Annotated in this window: 16 protein-coding genes; 4 read left to right on the top strand and 12 right to left on the bottom strand. The window is 67.6% G+C overall.

Going from position 1 to position 16497, the window contains the following annotated elements:
- Positions 1 to 22: 22 nt before the first annotated feature.
- From HGB39_RS11605 to HGB39_RS11595, 3 genes are all read right to left on the bottom strand, one after another.
- Positions 23 to 1375 (bottom strand): MFS transporter, encoded by a 1353-nt coding sequence (locus tag HGB39_RS11605; RefSeq protein WP_005569799.1) that lies wholly within the window; start codon positions 1373 to 1375, stop codon positions 23 to 25.
- A gap of 83 nt (positions 1376 to 1458) precedes the next feature.
- Positions 1459 to 2340: a polysaccharide deacetylase family protein gene (locus tag HGB39_RS11600; protein ID WP_005244664.1), complete on the bottom strand. Its 882-nt coding sequence runs from the start codon at positions 2338 to 2340 to the stop codon at positions 1459 to 1461.
- 11 nt (positions 2341 to 2351) lie between these two features.
- The gene (locus HGB39_RS11595; RefSeq protein WP_054246001.1) at positions 2352 to 3371 is read right to left on the bottom strand and encodes an asparaginase; all 1020 of its coding nucleotides are present in this window, start codon (positions 3369 to 3371) and stop codon (positions 2352 to 2354) included.
- 130 nt (positions 3372 to 3501) lie between these two features.
- Between HGB39_RS11595 and HGB39_RS11590 the strand changes: the two genes are divergently transcribed.
- Entirely contained in the window at positions 3502 to 4527 is a 1026-nt protein-coding gene (locus HGB39_RS11590) for a LacI family DNA-binding transcriptional regulator (RefSeq protein WP_005565459.1), read from the top strand.
- A 14-nt stretch (positions 4528 to 4541) separates the two neighbouring features.
- On the opposite strand, the gene HGB39_RS11585 is transcribed toward HGB39_RS11590, so the two are convergent.
- Entirely contained in the window at positions 4542 to 5519 is a 978-nt protein-coding gene (locus HGB39_RS11585; protein ID WP_043789082.1) for an NAD-dependent epimerase/dehydratase family protein, read from the bottom strand.
- Between the two features lie 35 nt (positions 5520 to 5554).
- Here HGB39_RS11585 and HGB39_RS11580 point away from each other — a divergent pair, with 35 nt between their 5' ends.
- A complete protein-coding gene (locus HGB39_RS11580; RefSeq protein ID WP_005244660.1) occupies positions 5555 to 6202 on the top strand; it encodes a ScbR family autoregulator-binding transcription factor in 648 nt (215 codons plus the stop codon).
- Here HGB39_RS11580 and HGB39_RS11575 read toward each other — a convergent pair.
- The 8 genes from HGB39_RS11575 to HGB39_RS11540 form a co-directional block, all read right to left on the bottom strand.
- Positions 6199 to 7146: a ScbA/BarX family gamma-butyrolactone biosynthesis protein gene (locus HGB39_RS11575; RefSeq protein ID WP_081276465.1), complete on the bottom strand. Its 948-nt coding sequence runs from the start codon at positions 7144 to 7146 to the stop codon at positions 6199 to 6201. The two genes, HGB39_RS11580 and HGB39_RS11575, sit on opposite strands and share 4 nt — an antisense overlap.
- A gap of 96 nt (positions 7147 to 7242) precedes the next feature.
- Entirely contained in the window at positions 7243 to 7815 is a 573-nt protein-coding gene (locus tag HGB39_RS11570; protein WP_005565463.1) for a hemerythrin domain-containing protein, read from the bottom strand.
- A 121-nt stretch (positions 7816 to 7936) separates the two neighbouring features.
- Positions 7937 to 8701, bottom strand: a complete 765-nt coding sequence (locus HGB39_RS11565; RefSeq protein WP_005565464.1) for an HpcH/HpaI aldolase family protein — start codon at positions 8699 to 8701, stop codon at positions 7937 to 7939.
- A 14-nt stretch (positions 8702 to 8715) separates the two neighbouring features.
- Positions 8716 to 9672, bottom strand: a complete 957-nt coding sequence (locus HGB39_RS11560) for an aldo/keto reductase (protein ID WP_005565466.1) — start codon at positions 9670 to 9672, stop codon at positions 8716 to 8718.
- Positions 9672 to 10529, bottom strand: coding sequence for an ATP-binding cassette domain-containing protein (locus HGB39_RS11555; RefSeq protein WP_005565468.1), 858 nt, complete (start codon positions 10527 to 10529; stop codon positions 9672 to 9674). Before HGB39_RS11555 ends, HGB39_RS11560 begins: the two co-directional genes overlap by 1 nt.
- Positions 10526 to 11341, bottom strand: coding sequence for an ABC transporter ATP-binding protein (locus HGB39_RS11550; protein ID WP_005244654.1), 816 nt, complete (start codon positions 11339 to 11341; stop codon positions 10526 to 10528). Before HGB39_RS11550 ends, HGB39_RS11555 begins: the two co-directional genes overlap by 4 nt.
- Before the next feature lies 1 nt (position 11342).
- On the bottom strand, positions 11343 to 12290 hold the full coding sequence (locus HGB39_RS11545) for an ABC transporter permease (RefSeq protein WP_005565469.1): 948 nt from the start codon (positions 12288 to 12290) through the stop codon (positions 11343 to 11345).
- A complete protein-coding gene (locus tag HGB39_RS11540; RefSeq protein WP_240482720.1) occupies positions 12287 to 13333 on the bottom strand; it encodes an ABC transporter permease in 1047 nt (348 codons plus the stop codon). Before HGB39_RS11540 ends, HGB39_RS11545 begins: the two co-directional genes overlap by 4 nt.
- Before the next feature lie 288 nt (positions 13334 to 13621).
- Between HGB39_RS11540 and HGB39_RS11535 the strand changes: the two genes are divergently transcribed.
- Both HGB39_RS11535 and HGB39_RS11530 read left to right on the top strand, forming a co-directional pair.
- On the top strand, positions 13622 to 15196 hold the full coding sequence (locus HGB39_RS11535; RefSeq protein WP_043789819.1) for an ABC transporter substrate-binding protein: 1575 nt from the start codon (positions 13622 to 13624) through the stop codon (positions 15194 to 15196).
- 60 nt (positions 15197 to 15256) lie between these two features.
- On the top strand, positions 15257 to 16483 hold the full coding sequence (locus HGB39_RS11530; protein WP_005566567.1) for a sialidase family protein: 1227 nt from the start codon (positions 15257 to 15259) through the stop codon (positions 16481 to 16483).
- The last annotated feature ends 14 nt before the right edge of the window (positions 16484 to 16497 follow it).

The following is a 16497-nucleotide window of genomic DNA, read 5'->3' as shown; positions in this document are numbered from 1 at the left end:
TGTCGTAGTGCGTGGTACACCGCTATCCGGCGGTGATCGCGACCTTCTTGGCGAACAGCATCACGAGGCCGGACGCGAAGGTGCCGAGAGCGCCGACCCAGAACGCCGCGGTACCGAATCCCACGTTGGCCGACACCATGGCGGTGAGGAGGAAGCCGCCGATGATCGCGCCCGGTTGGCTCATGGCGCCGATGAACGTGGCACCGGTGGCGCGGCAATCGGTGGTGTAGCACTCGGCCATGAAGAAGTTCATCGCCGAGTACGGACCGAGGAGGAAGAACAGGCCGAACATGTAGGTGGGCAGGACGAATGCCGCGGACGACGGCCCGAGCAGCATGAGTGCGAACAGGATTCCGCCGACCATCCAGCCGCCCACGATCGCGTTGCGGCGTCCGAATCGGTCTCCCGCCCAGCCGTGGAAGAGGTACCCGAAGATGCCGACGACGTTGGCGAACACGACGAGCAGCAGCGTGAAGTTGCCCGAGAAGCCCTTGCCGTCCTCGAGGACCGTCGTGCCCAGCACACTGAACGTCTGGATGCCGAACCAGTTGACCATCCACGCGAGCGACAGGACGATCGTGTTGCGACGGTTGGCGCCGTGGAAGATCCGGGCGAGCGAGCTCGATTCGGAGTGCTCGATACCGTACTCCTCGGCCAGGACCCGGGCCTCGTCGGGCTTCCCGGCCTTGCGCAGCCGGCGAATCCGATCCTGGAGATCGAACTGCGGCGACTCCTTCAGCCGTGCGCAGACGAACGCGATGATCAGGGCGGGGAGGGTGGCGACGAGAAAGACGATGCGCCAGTCGTCGGGTCCCACGATCGAACCCATCAGGGCGACGAATCCGGCGGCAAGGAGTGCGCCGAGGGGCCATCCGGTCTGGACGAACGAATAGATGAACCCGCGGTGCTTGCGCACGGCGTCACTCTCGGAGACCGCGTAGATCTCGTTGAGATACGTGGCGTTCACGGCCTGTTCGGACAGTCCCATGCCGCCGATGGACTTCGCGGCGACGAGGCTGAACGCACCGCCCGAGGCGGCTGTCGCGGCGGAGGACAGTGCCGTGCCGCCGACGGTGATCATCATGCCCTTGCGTCGCCCGAGCCGGTCGACGAGCGGGCCGACGCCGAGCACGACGATCGCCGTCCCGATGCTCACGAACGTGGAGATGAGCAGCGCATGCGAGGAACTCCAGCCGAAGTCCTCCTTGACCCGGGGGAGCAGGGTTCCGAACAGGATGAAGTCGTACACCGCGACCGTCCAGGCGAGGAAGGCGATGATCGTGGACTTACGGGTTTCGCGGATGCTGAAGCGGGGGAGTTGCTTGGTGGGACCGCCGGTTTGCGATACTGGGATTCCCTCGGCTGTCTGGCTCATGGGTGTCCTTCCGGGACTGATGATGTCGGATGCTGGGGGCGGCGGTGGGAGTGCGGGCCTGCACCCCACCGCCTTTCGGTGGATCAGCTCTGACGCGGGAAGCGTTCCTTGAAGTCGTTCACCATGTGGTCGAACGTCACCCACTCGACGCCGTCGTGTTGGTTGATGTACTCGATGAGGCGTTCGAGCATCAGCAGCGACTGCGGCCGGCCCGACACGTCGGGGTGAATCGTTACGGGGAAGATCGCGTAGTCCATCTCGCGGTAGACCCAGTCGAACTGGTCCCGCCACATCTCCTCGAGGTGCCGCGGGCTGACGAAGCCGTGGCTGTTGGGGCTGGACTTGATGAACATCTGCGGCGGGAGATCGTCGAGCAGCCAGTTGGCTGGGATCTCCACCAGATCGGTCTCCTGGCCGCGCACGAGCGGCTTCATCCACGTCTCGGCCGGCTGGCTGTAGTCGATCTTCGACCAGGAATCGCCGACGCGCACGTAGTACGGCGTGAAGTCGTTGTGCATGAGGGAGTGGTCGTACTTGACGCCACGCTCGATGAGCAGTTCGTTGGTGACCTTGGAGAATTCCCACCACGGCGCCGTGTATCCGGTGGGCTTGCTGCCGGTGAACGATTCGATCAGTTCGATACTGCGATCGAGGATGTCGGTTTCCTGCTGGCGCGTCATCGCGATCGGGTTCTCGTGGCTGTATCCGTGGATGCCGATCTCGTGCCCGGCCGCGACGACCTGCTCGATTTCGCGGGGGAACGTTTCGATGGAGTGGCCGGGCACGAACCAGGAGGTGGTGATGTCGTACTTGTCGAACATCTTCACCAGGCGAGGCACGCCCACCTCACCGGCGAACATGCCGCGGGAGATGTCGCCGGGGGAGTCTTCTCCGCCGTACGAGCCGAGCCATCCTGCGACGGCGTCGACGTCGACTCCGAAGTTGACGTAGATCTTCTTGGACATGCGTACCTCTCCTACTTGTCGGTCTGGTTCGCCGTGGCGTGCGGCACCACGGTGGGGTGGGTATGGGTGCGGACGAGGTCGGCGACGTCCGAGGGGGAGGACACGGCGACTGCCGCGGCGAGCAGAACCCGGGCCTGCGCCGGCCGCAGGAGACCGGCAGTGAGCGCGCCGACCTCGGCGAGGTCGGCGCCGCCACCGTTTCCGTAGCGGGGAACGATGTCTCCGTCAGCGACGCGCGTGGCCACGACCACCGGGATTCCGGCCGCGACGCAGTCGCGGGCTCCGTCCACGAACGTCTTGTTCGCGTTGCCGATCCCCGTCGCCTCCAGCACGATTCCCCGGGAACCCGCGTCGACGGCGGCGTCGAGCAGGGCCCGGTCGGCGCCTGGGTGCACGGCCACGATGTCGACCCGGGGGAGCGCGTCCGGTATCGGAAGAGGCTGGGGACGAACCGGTCTGGCGAAGAGCGTCAGGACTCCGTCGACGATCCGGCCGAGAGGTCCGGTCGCGCCGTTGTCGAACGCGTCCAGTGCGGTGGTGTGTCTCTTGCGCGTCCCCGCGGCCGTGAACAGCCGGCCGGCGAACGCGATCGTCGTGCCGAGGTCGTGGGCGCGGTGGTCGGCGGCAACGGTGATCGCGTCCCGCAGGTTGCGCGGCCCGTCGGAGTCCGGCTCGCCCGCCGTGATCTGCGCACCGGTGAACACGACCGGACGCGGATCGCCGTGGAGGAGATCGTGCAGGTACGCGGTCTCCTCCATCGTGTCCGTTCCGTGCGTGACCACCACGCCGGACACGGACGGGTCGCGGAGTGCGGCCACGATTTCGCGCACGATGACGAGTTGATCGGCCGGTGTCAGCAGGTAGCTACCCGTGGTGAGTATGTCGCGGCCCTCGATCTCGACGTCCGCCGGAGCGGACGTGCCCGCGGCGTCCAGTAACGCCGACACGTGATCGGAGGCCACGGCCTTTCCGGCCGGGTCGTTCCGGGACGCGATGGTCCCGCCCGTGCCCAGCACGACAACCTTGCTCATGACTTCCCTTCGGGTTGCGCAAACGTTTGGCTCAAACGTTTGGGTTCATTAGAATCGTGACGGCGGCCACGTGTCAAGAGGGCCCGGGATACGTTTCACAGCGTTTACACGACGTGGAAGGATCGACATCGTGGGGAATCCGAAGAAGCCGCGCGCCACGCTGCGCCTGATCGCCGACGAGCTGGGCGTCCATGTCTCGACGGTGTCGCGTGTGCTGAACGGAACCACCGAACCCGGAGTACGCGCCGCGTCGGCCGCCACCACCGAACGCATCCGCGCGCTAGCGGACAGTCTCGGCTACCGGCCGAACCCGCACGCCGCGAGTTTGCGCACCAACCGCAGCAACCTCATCGGCGTCCTCGTCCCCAGGCTGTCCGACTACGTGCTCGCCACCGTGTACGAGGGGATCGAGGAAGCGGCCGAGGAGGCCGGCCTGTCCACGTTCGTCACGAACTCCCTCGACGATCCGGACAATCAGTCCGCACGCACCGACATGCTCCTCGCCCGGCGAGTGGACGGACTCATCTTCGGTGACGCGCACATGGACCACCGCTTCCTCGACAGCGTCGCCGAACGGGGAACACCGTTCGTGCTCGTCTCCCGACGCTCGGGCGAGTACCCGTCGGTGACCTGCGACGATCGAACAGGTGGCGCCCTCGCCGCCCGACACCTCCTCGACCGCGGCCACGAGCGGGTGGGCGTCATCGCCGGTCTACCGTTCGCCAGCACCACCGTCGACCGATCCGGCGGATTCGCCGAAACCTTCGCGTCGGCAGGATGTCCCGTGCCCGAGGCGAACATCGTCTACACCGGATTCGACGCGGCAGGCGGACGTCTCGGCGCAGTGGAACTGCTCGCCCGCGAGCCCGGCCTGACGGCGATCTTCGCAACCAACGACTTCGCGGCGATCGGTGCGTACGGCGCCCTGCGCGACGCGGGACGCGAAGTGGGCCGGGACGTCGCGGTGATCGGCTACAACGACATTCCGCTGTCCGCCGAGATCACCGTCGCCCTGACGACGATCCGGTCACCGATGCACGCAATGGGCCGGCGCAGCGTCCAGAAACTCGTCGAACTGCTGGGCGGCGCCGAGGTGACGTCCGAGCGGCTGGCTCCGGAACTCGTCGAGCGGGCATCGACGGACTTCCGCCTGTAAGCGAACGGACCCCGTCACACCGGGAGGTGGTCCAGGGGGCCGTGGCCGACGGTCGAACCCGTGGCGGTCCAGAGGCGGGCGGGGTCGTACCAGTGGTCGCGGCCGATCAGATCGAGGTGTCGGTCGGTGAGGCCGTGCCGGGCGCCGGCGGTCGTCGCTTCGTCGAAGGTGAGACTTGTGGCCGGCAGCCGAAGACGGCCCGCGTTCGCGAGTGCCTCCCCGAGTTCGCGGACGGTCACCGGGTCGGGGTGGCAGGCGTGGAACACGTCGCCGGAGCGTGCGGAAGGCTGCGTTGCGAGGGCGGCGAGGAGCCGGGCGAGGTCGTGCACTGCGATGATCGAGATCCGGGATCGACCCTCGTCGACCCAGGCCTCCAATGCCTCGAGGATCCGGATGAGGCCGGGAACGAACCAGCGGTCGCCGGGGCCGTGGACGAAGGTGGGACGGACGACGCAACCACCCCGCTCGAGGACACGGTGTTCGGCGGCCAGCCTGCTCGCGCTCAGCGTCGAGACGGGTGCGGGCGTGGCGTCGAACTCGCCGATTCCGCTGTGCGGACCGGACCCGTACACGCCGATGGTGCTGACGTAGATGACCTGGCCGATGCCGTTCCGGGCCGCGGCGGCAAGCAGATTCTCGGTGCCCTCGACGTTGACGGCGGCGCAGTGCGCCGGGTCGGTGCCGGTGTAGGAGGCGGCATGGATCACGACATCGACGCCGGTGAGTGCCGTTTCGAGGCTCGCCGGGTCGGTCAGGTCCGCTCGGGCGGACACCACGTCCGGAAGGTCCGAGCGTGAAGGTGCGCGTGCGACCGCGGTGCAGGGGATCCCGGCCGACGCCAGTGCCGTCACGGTGGCCGATCCGATGAAGCCCGTGGCTCCCACCACCGCGACACGGACCGGCGTGGAACGTGTTCGACCGCGGTCGGTCGCGGTCGACGCTGGTACCGTCTCTCCGGGCAATGGGCGCGTAGTCCGTGCTTTCATCGTCATCGTTCTTCTCTCGTGCGGCAGGGAAAGGTGTGAACGTGGTTCAGCAGGCGCGTGCTGCGGCGACCCGACAGCAGATCGTCCGCGGGGCGGCGGAGATGTTCGAGAAGTCGGGGTTCGAAGGAGCCAGACTCGGCAACATCGTCGAGAATGCCGGAATCACGAAGGGGGCCTTGTACTTCCATTTCCGCTCCAAAGAGGATCTGGCGCGATTCATCATCGGCGAGCAACACCGGATCTCCATCGCGTCCGTCGAGGCGATCGGCCGCGAGCAGGTTTCGGCGATCGAGCAGATCGTGATGCTCTGTCACGAGATGGCCCGGCAGATCGTGAACGATCCGATCGTGCGGGCCGGTATCCGGATCACCCTCGAACTCAGTGCCGACGACCAGGGGCCCGCCGACCCCTATCTCGACTGGATCAACAGTTGCGAGATGCTCGCCACGCGGGCCGTCGAGCAGGGAGATCTCCTCCCGGACATCGACCCGCCGAGGTTGGCGCGGTTCGTCATCGGCGCCTTCACCGGCGTCCAGACCGTCTCCCAGGTGCTGACGCAGCGCACGGACCTCGAACAACGTGTCGACGACATGTGGGGGTTCCTGCTCCCCGGGATCATGCCCGCGACCCGGCATCAGGACATCGCCCGAATCCGCCGGGCCCGCTGGACACCCGACGACGCCGACTAGCGCGCGCATGCGCTCACCGCGGTAGGGGCCAGCGCCGCGGTCCCTTGCACGACCGCCACTCCGCCCTGCACCAACGATCCGCGGATCGACAGCGCGCCGTCGTCCACCACGTCCAGGCGGATCGTGGCCCGCTCGTCGAGTTCGGCGAAACGGTGGAACGTGGCGCCCAGCGAAACGAGGTGCGCTTCCGGCACGCCGAGCCGGGCGCAGGAGGCCTGCCGGAATGCCTCGAGCAGCAGCATCCCGGGAATGTGATCACACGGATGGTCGAACAGCACGGGGTGCGTGTCGTCGATCCGCAACTCCCACTCGTTCTCGGAACGCCGTGAACCCAGGACCACGTGCGCGTCGTCGACGTGACCGACCAGCCCCGCCGGAACGGGCGCGGGACACCACGACGCCCCGATCGACCGCGGTCCGCGCTCACCCCACCGGGCCCGTGAGTACGCGGCCGGAGGAAACACTGCCGCGTGACCCGTTGCAGTGCCGACGTCCTGTCCGCCGAGCCGGAACCGCAGGTCCACGCGGAATGCGGACAGCGCCCCGCCGCGGTGCACGTGCTCGGACACGGTGACCTCGACGATCACTTCGGCGGCCGCCGCGCCCACCTCGAGCGCGCCGGGCACCGCCTGCACCCGGAGGTGCTGCATGACGAACCGGTTCGGCAGCGGAACGGAGAAGCGGGTGTGCCCCAGGTAGATCGCGGTCTGCCGGAGCGTTTCCGCCAGCAGCATCGTGTCGTAGCTCCCGCCCCGGGCGCGGTAGAACCCGTGCAGGCGGGGCCACTGCGCGGCGACCGCGAACCGATCCGGCCCCGGCAGCGACACACAGTCGGTGAGGAAGACCTCGGCCACGGATTGGCGATGGACGTACCTGCGCGGCACGCTCCGCTCGAATGACATCGGGGGAAGCGCATCGGGCATCGGACGGGAAACTCGCGCCACAACCCCATCTCCCCACAGAACCGGTCGGCCCGATGCCGCGGACCGCCGAACTATAGAACACAGACCGCGCGGTCTGTGATGTGGGGGAGTGCGTCGTTACCGGCCCTTCAAGCTTCCGATCCGAAGCGATCCCGCGCTGCTGTCCTCGTCGAGCCCCTCTTCGACCTCCCGGACGTACTCCTGCGGATCCTTGTCCGAGGTGTCCACATCCCTCGTGGAACGGTGAACGAGGAAGTACTCGGCGAAGCGTCGCCCGAGCGATTCGCGAAGTTCTGCCGGGGCGGTCCGGAAATCTGCCAGCCCCTCGCGTTCCTCCTCGGCCATGTGCTCATCGTTGGCCCGGCGCGTTCGGCCGACAGCCGCCCACCACTCCTCGGAGAGGATCGGATACCCCGCCGCCGCACGGACGCCGTCGCGGATGTCGTTGTGGTCCCCGATCGCGTCGAGGGTTTCCTCCTCCGCGTCCTCCTCCCTGACGCGGAGAAGTTGGGGATAGAAGATTTCCTCTTCGGCCGCGGCATGCAGATCCAGGCGTTTCGCCAACGGGGTCCACACCGCCTCTACGGCAGTGATGTCCACCCGGCGGCGAGCTTTCAGTTCGTCCAGTGCGGCGAACTGTCGTCGGAACCACTCGTGGTCGTCGAAAATCAACTCGATGATGTCAGGCATGATTCGATCCTTCGTTGCATCTCTTCCTTGGGCAAGGAATTCAGAATCAGGCGGCTTCGCCGCACGTGCACCTTTTTGGTAGCGCGAACAACCAAAAAGGCGCACGGGCGCGGAGCGCCTGTCATTCCCCGGTCGCGGCTTTGAGATGCGCGGCAGAGGCGGCTTTGAGATGGGTGAGGTCGGACGCGACGGTCGCGAACGTGTATCCCTCCGCGAGTCGGCGAGCCGCCACCGCACCGTCGGGGGTGTGGATGCCCGCCGCGATGCCTGCCGCCGCGGCAGCCTCACGGACGCGGACCAGGGCCGCCTCGAACTCGTCGTCCACGCTCGGATCGTGCGGGTGCGCACCACCCACGGCGAGGCGCAGATCGGACGGCCCGACGTAGACCCCGTCGAGTCCGGGGACGGCGCAGATCTCTTCCACGTTCGCCAGTCCTTGCGGTGTCTCGATCATCACGACGACGACCGTGTCGCGGTTGGCGTCCGCCGGGGTCGGGCCGATCCGCAGTTGGGAGCGCATCGGCCCGTACGAGCGAACGCCGGCAGGCGGGTATGTCGCGGCCGCAACGGCCCGGGCCGCTTCCTCGGCGGTGTTCACCAGCGGAACGATCACTCCCGCCGCACCGGCGTCGAGTGCCCGGCCGATCGGTGTCGGATCGTTCGACTCGACCCGGATCATGCCAACCGTGGAGCCGGAGGCATCGATGGCGGTGAGCCCCGCGACCATGCCGGAGTATCCGATCAGGCCGTGCTGGAGGTCGAGGGCGATGTAATCCCAGCCGACGTGGGCGAGCCATTCCGTCGACACCGGGCTGTCGATCACGGACCAATAGCCGACGATCCGTTCCCGGCCGCGGAGTCGGGCGGCGAATTCCTGGGCGCTCATCAGGGCGATGCCTCCTAGCGGTTGTAGTTGGGCATGGGTCCGCGCAGGGCGCTGCCCACTTCGTCGCACGCGTCGATCAGTTCGTCGTCGAGTGTGCCCTTCGCGACAGCGGCGATGTTCGACTGCAGGTGTGCCACCTTGGATCCACCGAGGAGGATCGGGCCCGCCGCAGGCTTGGACACGAGCCAGCGCAGAGCCAGTTCGGTGAGCGGGATGCCGGCCTTGTCGGCGATCACGGACAATTGGGTGATCGCATCGAAGATCGCGGTGTTCCAGTACCGCTCCTTGTACATCTGCGCCAACCGCGAATCGCCGAAGCGCCCATCGGCCGGCTGGGCGTCGAACGAGTGCCGTCCGGTGAGGAGACCGCCGCCGAGTGGGTTGTAGACCATCGTGATCAGTCCGGTGACCGAGGCGAATTCGACGTACTCCTCGTCGATGCGCCGGGCCAGGAGGTTGTACAGCTGCTGGGCCACGATCGGGCGGGGTGCGCCGACGGCGTCGGCCGTGTGGTTCAGTTCCGCGATCTGCCAGGCCGCGAAGTTGGAGACACCGAGGGCGCGGATCTTGCCCTCCGACACGAGATCGGCGACGGTGGAGAGAGTGTCGGCTAGAGGTGTGGCTCGGTCGGGCTGATGGAGATAGAACAGGTCGACGTAGTCGGTGTCCAGTCGCTTCAGGCTCGCCTCGACGCTCGCGCGGAGGCCCGCGGGAGACAGCGGAGAGTTGTCGCCCGCGTCGGGGTGGGGCATTCCCGCCTTGGTGGCGAGGGTGACACGGTCGCGACGCGTGCCCAGCAGTCGGGCGAGGATGCGTTCGGACTCTCCGCCGGCGTAGCCGTTGGCGGTGTCGACATGGGTGATGCCGGCGTCGAGCGCGGCGTCGACCATAGCGGCGGCACCGTCGAATTCGACGGTGTCGCCGAAGGTCATCGTGCCGAGAACGAGTGAGGTCAGGTCGAGTTCGGGCATCAAGCTACTCCTCGGGATACGGTTCGGGGAACCTCGGTTGCGCCGGGCGGGCGCGAGACGATGTGACGGGGTTTGATCCCGACCATGGTGGTGGGATCGAGCGCGGCGGCGCGGAGCGCCTGGGTGTACGGCTCGGCGGGACGTTCGAGAACATCGGTGGTGAAACCGCTTTCGACCACCCGTCCGCGCGACATGACGATCACGGTGTCGCTGATCTCGCGGACGACGCCGAGGTTGTGGGAAATGAAGACGTAGGTCAGACCGGTGTCGTGCTGGATCTCGCGGAGGAGGTCGAGCACCTGAGCCTGCACCGACACGTCGAGCGCGCTGGTGGCCTCGTCGCACACGAGGAGTTCCGGTCCGCTCGCCAGAGCCCGGGCGATACCGATGCGTTGCCGCTGACCGCCGGAGAACTCGGCGGGTCGACGGTGGAGCGCCGTGGTGGGCAGGCCGACCTGATCGATCAGCGCCGCCGCCCTGCGCGCCCGTTCGGACTTGCTCCGGACGCCTTGGAGGCGGAGCGGTTCGCCGACGATGTCGACGGCGGTCAAGTGCGGGTCCAGCGATCCGTACGGGTCCTGGAAGACCATCTGCACGCGGGACCGGAAGGGCCGCAGTGCCTTCTCCGACAATTGCGCGATGTCGGCACCGTCCACGAGGATGCGGCCGGACGTGGGTGTGAGGAGTCGGACGATCGCCTTCGCGATGGTCGATTTCCCGCACCCGGACTCGCCGACGACGGCGAGCGTCGCCCCCTTGTCCACGGAGAAGCTGACGGTGTCGACCGCGCGGAACACACCGTCGGGGACCGGGTATTCGACGACGAGATCTTCGACGGACAGCAGCGGTGCGCTCATGTCGATGCTCCTACGGTCGTGGTGTAGTCGCCGAGCCGTGGCACGGCGTCGAGCAGCTTCTTGGTGTACGCGCTGCGAGGATGGAGGACGAGGTCTTCGGCCCCGCCGTTCTCGACGAACCGGCCGTCCTTCATGACGTAGATGCGGTCCGACATCAACCGGGCGACGCCGAGGTCGTGGGTGATGACGAGCAGTCCGACGCCCGTGCGCTCCTGCAGTTCGAGCAGCAGGTCGAGGATGCTCGCCTGCACGGTCACGTCGAGGGCGCTGGTGGGTTCGTCGGCGACGATCAGTTCGGGACCCGACGCGAGCGAGCAGGCGATCAGTACACGCTGCAGCATGCCGCCGGACAGCTGGTGGGGGTACTTCCCGAGTTGTCCCGCCGGATTCTGGATCCGCACCTGCTCGAGCAGTTCCACGGCCCGCGCGGTTTCCTTCGCCTTTCCGGTGATGCCGCTGTGGCGCACCGCCTCCCGCAGCTGGGACCCGATGGTGTGCACCGGGCTCAGTGCCGTCATCGGATCCTGCGGGATCAGCGCGATGTGCCGTCCCCGGACCTTCGCGAGAGCCTTCTTCTGTCCGAGGATGTCGCAGTCCTTGAACCGGACCGCGCCCGAGAGGACGGCGAGGTCGTCGGGCAGCAGGCCGAGGATGCCCATCGCGGTGGTCGATTTACCCGACCCCGACTCACCGATGATGGTCACGGTTTCGCCGGCGTCGATGCAGAAGGACACGCCGTCGACTGCGCGGATGACGCCCCGGGCGGTGATGAGTTCGATCTGCAGTTCGTCGACTCTGAGGAGATTCCCCATGTCAGACCTCTTCCTTCCGCAACGAGAATCGGTGCAGGAGCCCGCGGCGCTTCCCGGGCGACCGTGCCGGGCGGTCGCGGAGCCCGTCGCCGAGCAGGTTCACGCCGATCACGAGCAGCACGATGACGAGGCCGGGGAGGGTTACGAGCCACCACGAGGTGGTGATGTAGTCCTGGCCGTCGGAGATGATCCGGCCCCAGGTGGCGAATGGGCGTTGCGGTCCTGCGCCGAGGTAGCTCAGTGCGCTCTCGAGGAGGACGGCCTGCGCGAGCAGCAGCAGGATGACGAGGGATGCCTGCTTGATGATGTTGGGGATCACGTGGCGCAACAGGATGGCGGTGCGTCCGAGTCCGAGTACCCGGGAGGCCGCCACGTACGGCTTCTCGCGTTCGACGAGGACGAGTGAGCGGGTCAGCCGGGCGATCTCCGGCCACTGGGCGATCGCGATGACGAACGTGATGACCGGGATCGACGGGCCGAACAGGGCGACGACGAGCAGCAGCATCATGAGGAGCGGCAGCGACAGCTGGGCCTCGAGCAGCCTGCTCACGACCGTGTCCGTCCAGCCGCCGAGGTAGCCGGCGAGTGCGCCGAGGCACAGGCCGATCAGTCCGGAGACGACGACCGCGAGAATTCCGATCGTCAGCGACACCTGTCCGCCGTAGAGGACGCGGGAGAGGAGGTCCCGGCCGAGTTGGTCGGTCCCGAAGAGGTGACCGTCCGTCAGCGGTGGCAGGCGCCGCTGGGCGAGGTCGGTGGCGTCCGGAGAGGGCAGGGGAAGCAGTTGCGCCAGTGCGACGGGCATGATGACGGCGAGGGCGCAGACGGTGCCCACCCAGATCTTCACGCGGCTGTCGCGGGCGCGCCGGGTGGCACCGGCCCGGGCGATGTCCCGGGTGGTCACGGCGCTCGGCCGCTCCTGTGCCGGGGGATCGATGACGGTGGTCATTTCGTCGTTCCCTTTCCGAGTCGGACGCGCGGGTCGAGGAGCGGATAGCAGAGGTCGACGAGGAGCTGGACGAGGACGGCGAGAACCGCGGTCACCAGGACGGTGGCCTGGATGAGGGGGTAGTCCCTCGTCTCGAGTGCACGCACGACCAGCGATCCCACGCCGGGCCACGCGAAGACGACCTCGACCACGACGACGCCGTTGAGCATCGAGGCGAACCGGGTACCGAGAGCGGTCAGCACCGGGATCGCGGAATTCCGCAGGGCGTACCGCCAGATGAGTTCGCGCTCCGGGACGCCCCGCGACCGGGCCACGGTCATGTACGGCGAGGCGAACGCGCCGACCATCTCGCGGCGGACCATGCGGGAGATCAGGGCGATCTGCAGCACGGCCACGGTCACGGTGGGCAGCACCAGGCTGGACCAGGTGGTGAATCCGGCCGCGGGAAAAATCGGGATCAGCACCGCGAACACGGTGATGAGCATCAGTCCGGTCCAGAAGTCGGGCATGGACTGACCGGCGATCGTGACGACGTTGGCGCCGAGTTCGCGCCTCGTGTCGGCGCGGCGCGCCATCCACACTCCGAGCGGGATGGCCACCAGTGTGGTGAGCACGATCGCCGCGACGGACAGGGTGATCGTGTACGGCAGCCGAGCGAGGACGACGTCGAAGGCGGGTGCCTGGAACGAATACGAGGTGCCGAGATCGAGGTGGAGAAGGCCGCGGAGATACAGCAGGTACTGGGTGAACACGGACTGGTCGAGACCCATGTCCGCCCTGATGCGGGCGAGGTCCTCGGTGCTGGCCAGCGGTCCGGCCATCGAGTAGGCGGGATCGCCGGGCGCCATCCGGATGAGGACGAACACGGTGGTCAGTGTCAGGAAGACGGCCAGCGCGCTCTGTGCGAGCCGTTTTGCGACGTAGCGGGGCATGGCCGCCGTCAGCACCCTCGGGACACGGGAGGTCGGGGTCCGGCGGGGAGCCGGTGATGCCGAGCCGGTGGGCTGGGCTGCAAATGCCGTGTCGGCGGCGTGCTGCGTCATGAGGTCACCGGCCGTTCGGTGTCTGCGTGAGGGGTCATCGTCGACCTTTCGATAACGCCGGCGATGGAGGTGTCGACACCGCGGCGTGTCGGGTACAGCAGCTTCATTTGTAACTCAGCTCACAATCGCACTAATGCGCGTTGTGCGCAAGTCTTGCCGCCATCTTGCGCATCTCAAGCAACTCTGAGTAGAGTTCGGATGTGCCGGCGATCACATCGCCTGGTGGGCAACCACCTCGCGCCGTGCCTGATCGCTGCGCCCCATACCCATAGTCCCGAGAGGTCGATGATGACCAATTCTCTTTTCGAACAGCGCTTTTCGAGGAGAACGCTGCTCAGGTCGGGTCTCCTGCTCGGAGCCGGCCTCACGCTCGGATCCGCGGCGGGATGTGCGACGCCGACCGGAACGCCCGGACCGAAGACCGTGAGCCTGGCCCTCAACCGCTCGCTCGTGAGCCTCGACAATAAGCTGAACCAATTCGATGCCGCGCTGACGGTGCAGCGGGGAGTGCGGCAGGCCCTCACCGAGATCGACCGGGACCTGCGCCCCCAGCTGGTGCTGGCCGACCGGTTCGAACTCGTCGCACCCACCCAGTGGTTCGTGCACCTGCGTCCCGGCATCCGGTACTCGGACGGCACCCCGGTGCAGGTTCGGGACGTCGCGACAGCCCTCCAGATGTACAGCCAGGTCGACGGCTCCTTCGTCGGGGGGTTCTTTCCCGAATGGCCCACGGTCGAGCAGATCGACGACACCAGCTTCACCCTGAACACCCAGCGACCCGTCCCGGTCCTCGACTACCTCATGTCGAACATCCTCATCACCCCGGCGGCCGCGAACGTGCCGGAGGAACTGCAGTCCGGGGTGGGATCCGGACCGTACCTCGTGACGGAGAGCGATCGCGGCACCGGAAACTACACCCTGGTTCGCAACGAGAACTACTGGGGAACACCGGCACAGATCGAATCGGTGCGCGTCCGCTTCGTTCCGGACGAGTCGAACCGCGTCGTGACGTTGCGGAGTGGGGAGGTCGACGTGATCGACAGCATCACCCCGGATGCGGCCGACCAGCTCGCCGGACTGTCGGGTGTGGCGATCGATCGGATCGACGGTGTCCGGCTCAATCAGCTCTTCTTCAATTTCCGGAAACCCCAGGGGCACCCGCTGGCCGACGCGCGGGTGCGCAGGGCGCTGACGTATGCGATCGACGGGCGCGCCCTCGTCGACCAGGTTCTGCAGGGCTCCGCCACCCAGTCGCGCGGCGTCATTCCCCTCACTCTCGACGGTGCCGTCGAGACCGGTGAGTACAGCTACGACCCCGCCCGCGCCCGCGGCGAACTCGACGCTCTCGGGATCCGGGATCTGGAGTTGAAGATCATCTGGGAGACAGGCGAGTTCGCGGCCGACACCGACATCATGGAGTCGGTGCTGCAGATGCTGTCCGCGGTCGGCGTGCGAACCACTCTCCAGCAGTTCGAACCCGGTGGCGACATCTCGCAGTGGCGGCAGGGCAAGGTCGGCGACTGGGACGTGCTGGGCAACGGCTTCCCGAGCCCGACCGGTCTGGCCCTCACCATCATGCAGGGCATGTACGCCGGCACCGCGGAGAAGGAAGAGACCCGGGATACCTACCACGGGTACATCTTTCCCGAGATCACCCGGACCATCACCCAGGCCTCGGAGGAGGCCGACGCCGTCCGGCGCGCCGAACTCCTCGCGGACGCGCAGCGCCAGATCTGGGACACGTGCCCGTGCCTGTGGGCGTTCGTTCCGAAAGCGGTTCTCGCGCGCCGCTCACGGATCGACGGTGTCGCGCTGCGCCCCACGAACTCCTATGACCTCAGTGTCGCGGCGCTGCGTGCCTAGACGTGACGTGACCGCCGCACCGAGAACTCGCCCGCCCCTATCCACGCACTGGAGACGCAGATGACCACACCGAGTCCCGCAACCGATACCCGATCCACCGACGGCGTCGTCCGTGACGTCGAGGCGGGTCGACGCGACGCCCTGCTTCCCGCACCGCAGGTGCAGAACCACGCGGCGAATCTCACCGTCCTGCCGGACGGATCCCTCGGATGCGTGTGGTTCGCGGGCACCCAGGAGGGCGTGCCGGACATCAGCGTCTGGTTCTCCCGGCTCGCCCCGGATGCAGACGCTTGGTCGGAGCCGGTGCAGCTGTCCGACGATCCGACTCGTTCGGAACAGAATCCTGTTCTCCACGTGACGAATACGGAAACCGTGTGGCTCCTGTGGACGTCCCAGCACGCCGGCAACCAGGACACCGCTCGGGTCATGCGGCGCATCTCCGCCGACGGCGGCCGAACGTGGGGCGAGGCGCACACGCTGCTGCCGGAGACCGACGCCGGGGGTGTGTTCGTGCGACAGCCGGTGGTCGCACTCCCGACCGGGCGGCTCCTGCTCCCCGTGTTCCACTGCGTCCGCATCGAGGGCCGCAAGTGGGTGGGCGATCGCGACTACAGCAGCGTGATGATCTCCGACGATCACGGCGACTCCTGGCGCGAGGTGACTGTGCCGGGCAGCGTCGGCTGCGTGCACATGAACATCGGCCGCCTCGCCGGCGGCACCCTCGTGGCCCTCTATCGCAGCCGCTGGGCGGACTCGATCTACCGCAGCGTCTCGACGGACGACGGCGATACCTGGACCGAGCCGGAGGCCACCGAGCTTCCCAACAACAACTCGTCCATCCAGTTCGTCGTGCTTCCGGGCGACCGTCTCGCCCTGGTGTTCAACGAGTCCAGCGCGGCGAACGCCACCGCGCGGCGGACGTCCCTGTACGACGAGATCGACGACGACGGTCTCGCCGACGGGGTGCCCGAGCAGGCGGACCCGGAGCTCGAGCCGCTCGACGACGGGGACAGTCGCAGCGCGTTCTGGGGTGCGCCCCGCGCCCCGATGACGCTGGCGATGTCCGAGGACGGGGGCCGGACGTGGCCGGTTCGCCGCGACATCGAGATCGGCGACGGGTACTGCCTGTCCAACAATTCTCGTGACGGGCTGAACCGCGAGTACTCGTACCCCAGCATCACCGCCGGGAACGACGGCCGCCTGCACGTCGCGTTCACCCGGTTCCGGCAGGCGATCGAGTACGTCGAGCTCGATCAGGCCTGGGTCGCCGACGGGGGCCGGTCGTGACGCACGGCGACTCG

The organism is Rhodococcus opacus, from assembly GCF_012396235.1.
Lineage (GTDB): Bacteria > Actinomycetota > Actinomycetes > Mycobacteriales > Mycobacteriaceae > Rhodococcus_F > Rhodococcus_F opacus.
Note: the sequence above shows the minus strand (reverse complement) of the source record. Positions and strands in the feature narration are given on the sequence as shown.

Excerpts from the sequence above, each read along its gene's own strand:
- HGB39_RS11605 (WP_005569799.1), bottom strand. The coding sequence starts at position 1,375 with ATGAGCCAGACAGCCGAGGGAATCCCAGTATCGCAAACCGGCGGTCCC.
- HGB39_RS11600 (WP_005244664.1), bottom strand. The coding sequence starts at position 2,340 with ATGTCCAAGAAGATCTACGTCAACTTCGGAGTCGACGTCGACGCCGTC.
- HGB39_RS11595 (WP_054246001.1), bottom strand. The coding sequence starts at position 3,371 with ATGAGCAAGGTTGTCGTGCTGGGCACGGGCGGGACCATCGCGTCCCGG.
- HGB39_RS11585 (WP_043789082.1), bottom strand. The coding sequence starts at position 5,519 with ATGACGATGAAAGCACGGACTACGCGCCCATTGCCCGGAGAGACGGTA.
- HGB39_RS11570 (WP_005565463.1), bottom strand. The coding sequence starts at position 7,815 with ATGCCTGACATCATCGAGTTGATTTTCGACGACCACGAGTGGTTCCGA.
- HGB39_RS11565 (WP_005565464.1), bottom strand. The coding sequence starts at position 8,701 with ATGAGCGCCCAGGAATTCGCCGCCCGACTCCGCGGCCGGGAACGGATC.
- HGB39_RS11560 (WP_005565466.1), bottom strand. The coding sequence starts at position 9,672 with ATGCCCGAACTCGACCTGACCTCACTCGTTCTCGGCACGATGACCTTC.
- HGB39_RS11555 (WP_005565468.1), bottom strand. The coding sequence starts at position 10,529 with ATGAGCGCACCGCTGCTGTCCGTCGAAGATCTCGTCGTCGAATACCCG.
- HGB39_RS11550 (WP_005244654.1), bottom strand. The coding sequence starts at position 11,341 with ATGGGGAATCTCCTCAGAGTCGACGAACTGCAGATCGAACTCATCACC.
- HGB39_RS11545 (WP_005565469.1), bottom strand. The coding sequence starts at position 12,290 with ATGACCACCGTCATCGATCCCCCGGCACAGGAGCGGCCGAGCGCCGTG.
- HGB39_RS11540 (WP_240482720.1), bottom strand. The coding sequence starts at position 13,333 with ATGACGCAGCACGCCGCCGACACGGCATTTGCAGCCCAGCCCACCGGC.
- HGB39_RS11535 (WP_043789819.1), top strand. The coding sequence starts at position 13,622 with ATGACCAATTCTCTTTTCGAACAGCGCTTTTCGAGGAGAACGCTGCTC.
- HGB39_RS11530 (WP_005566567.1), top strand. The coding sequence starts at position 15,257 with ATGACCACACCGAGTCCCGCAACCGATACCCGATCCACCGACGGCGTC.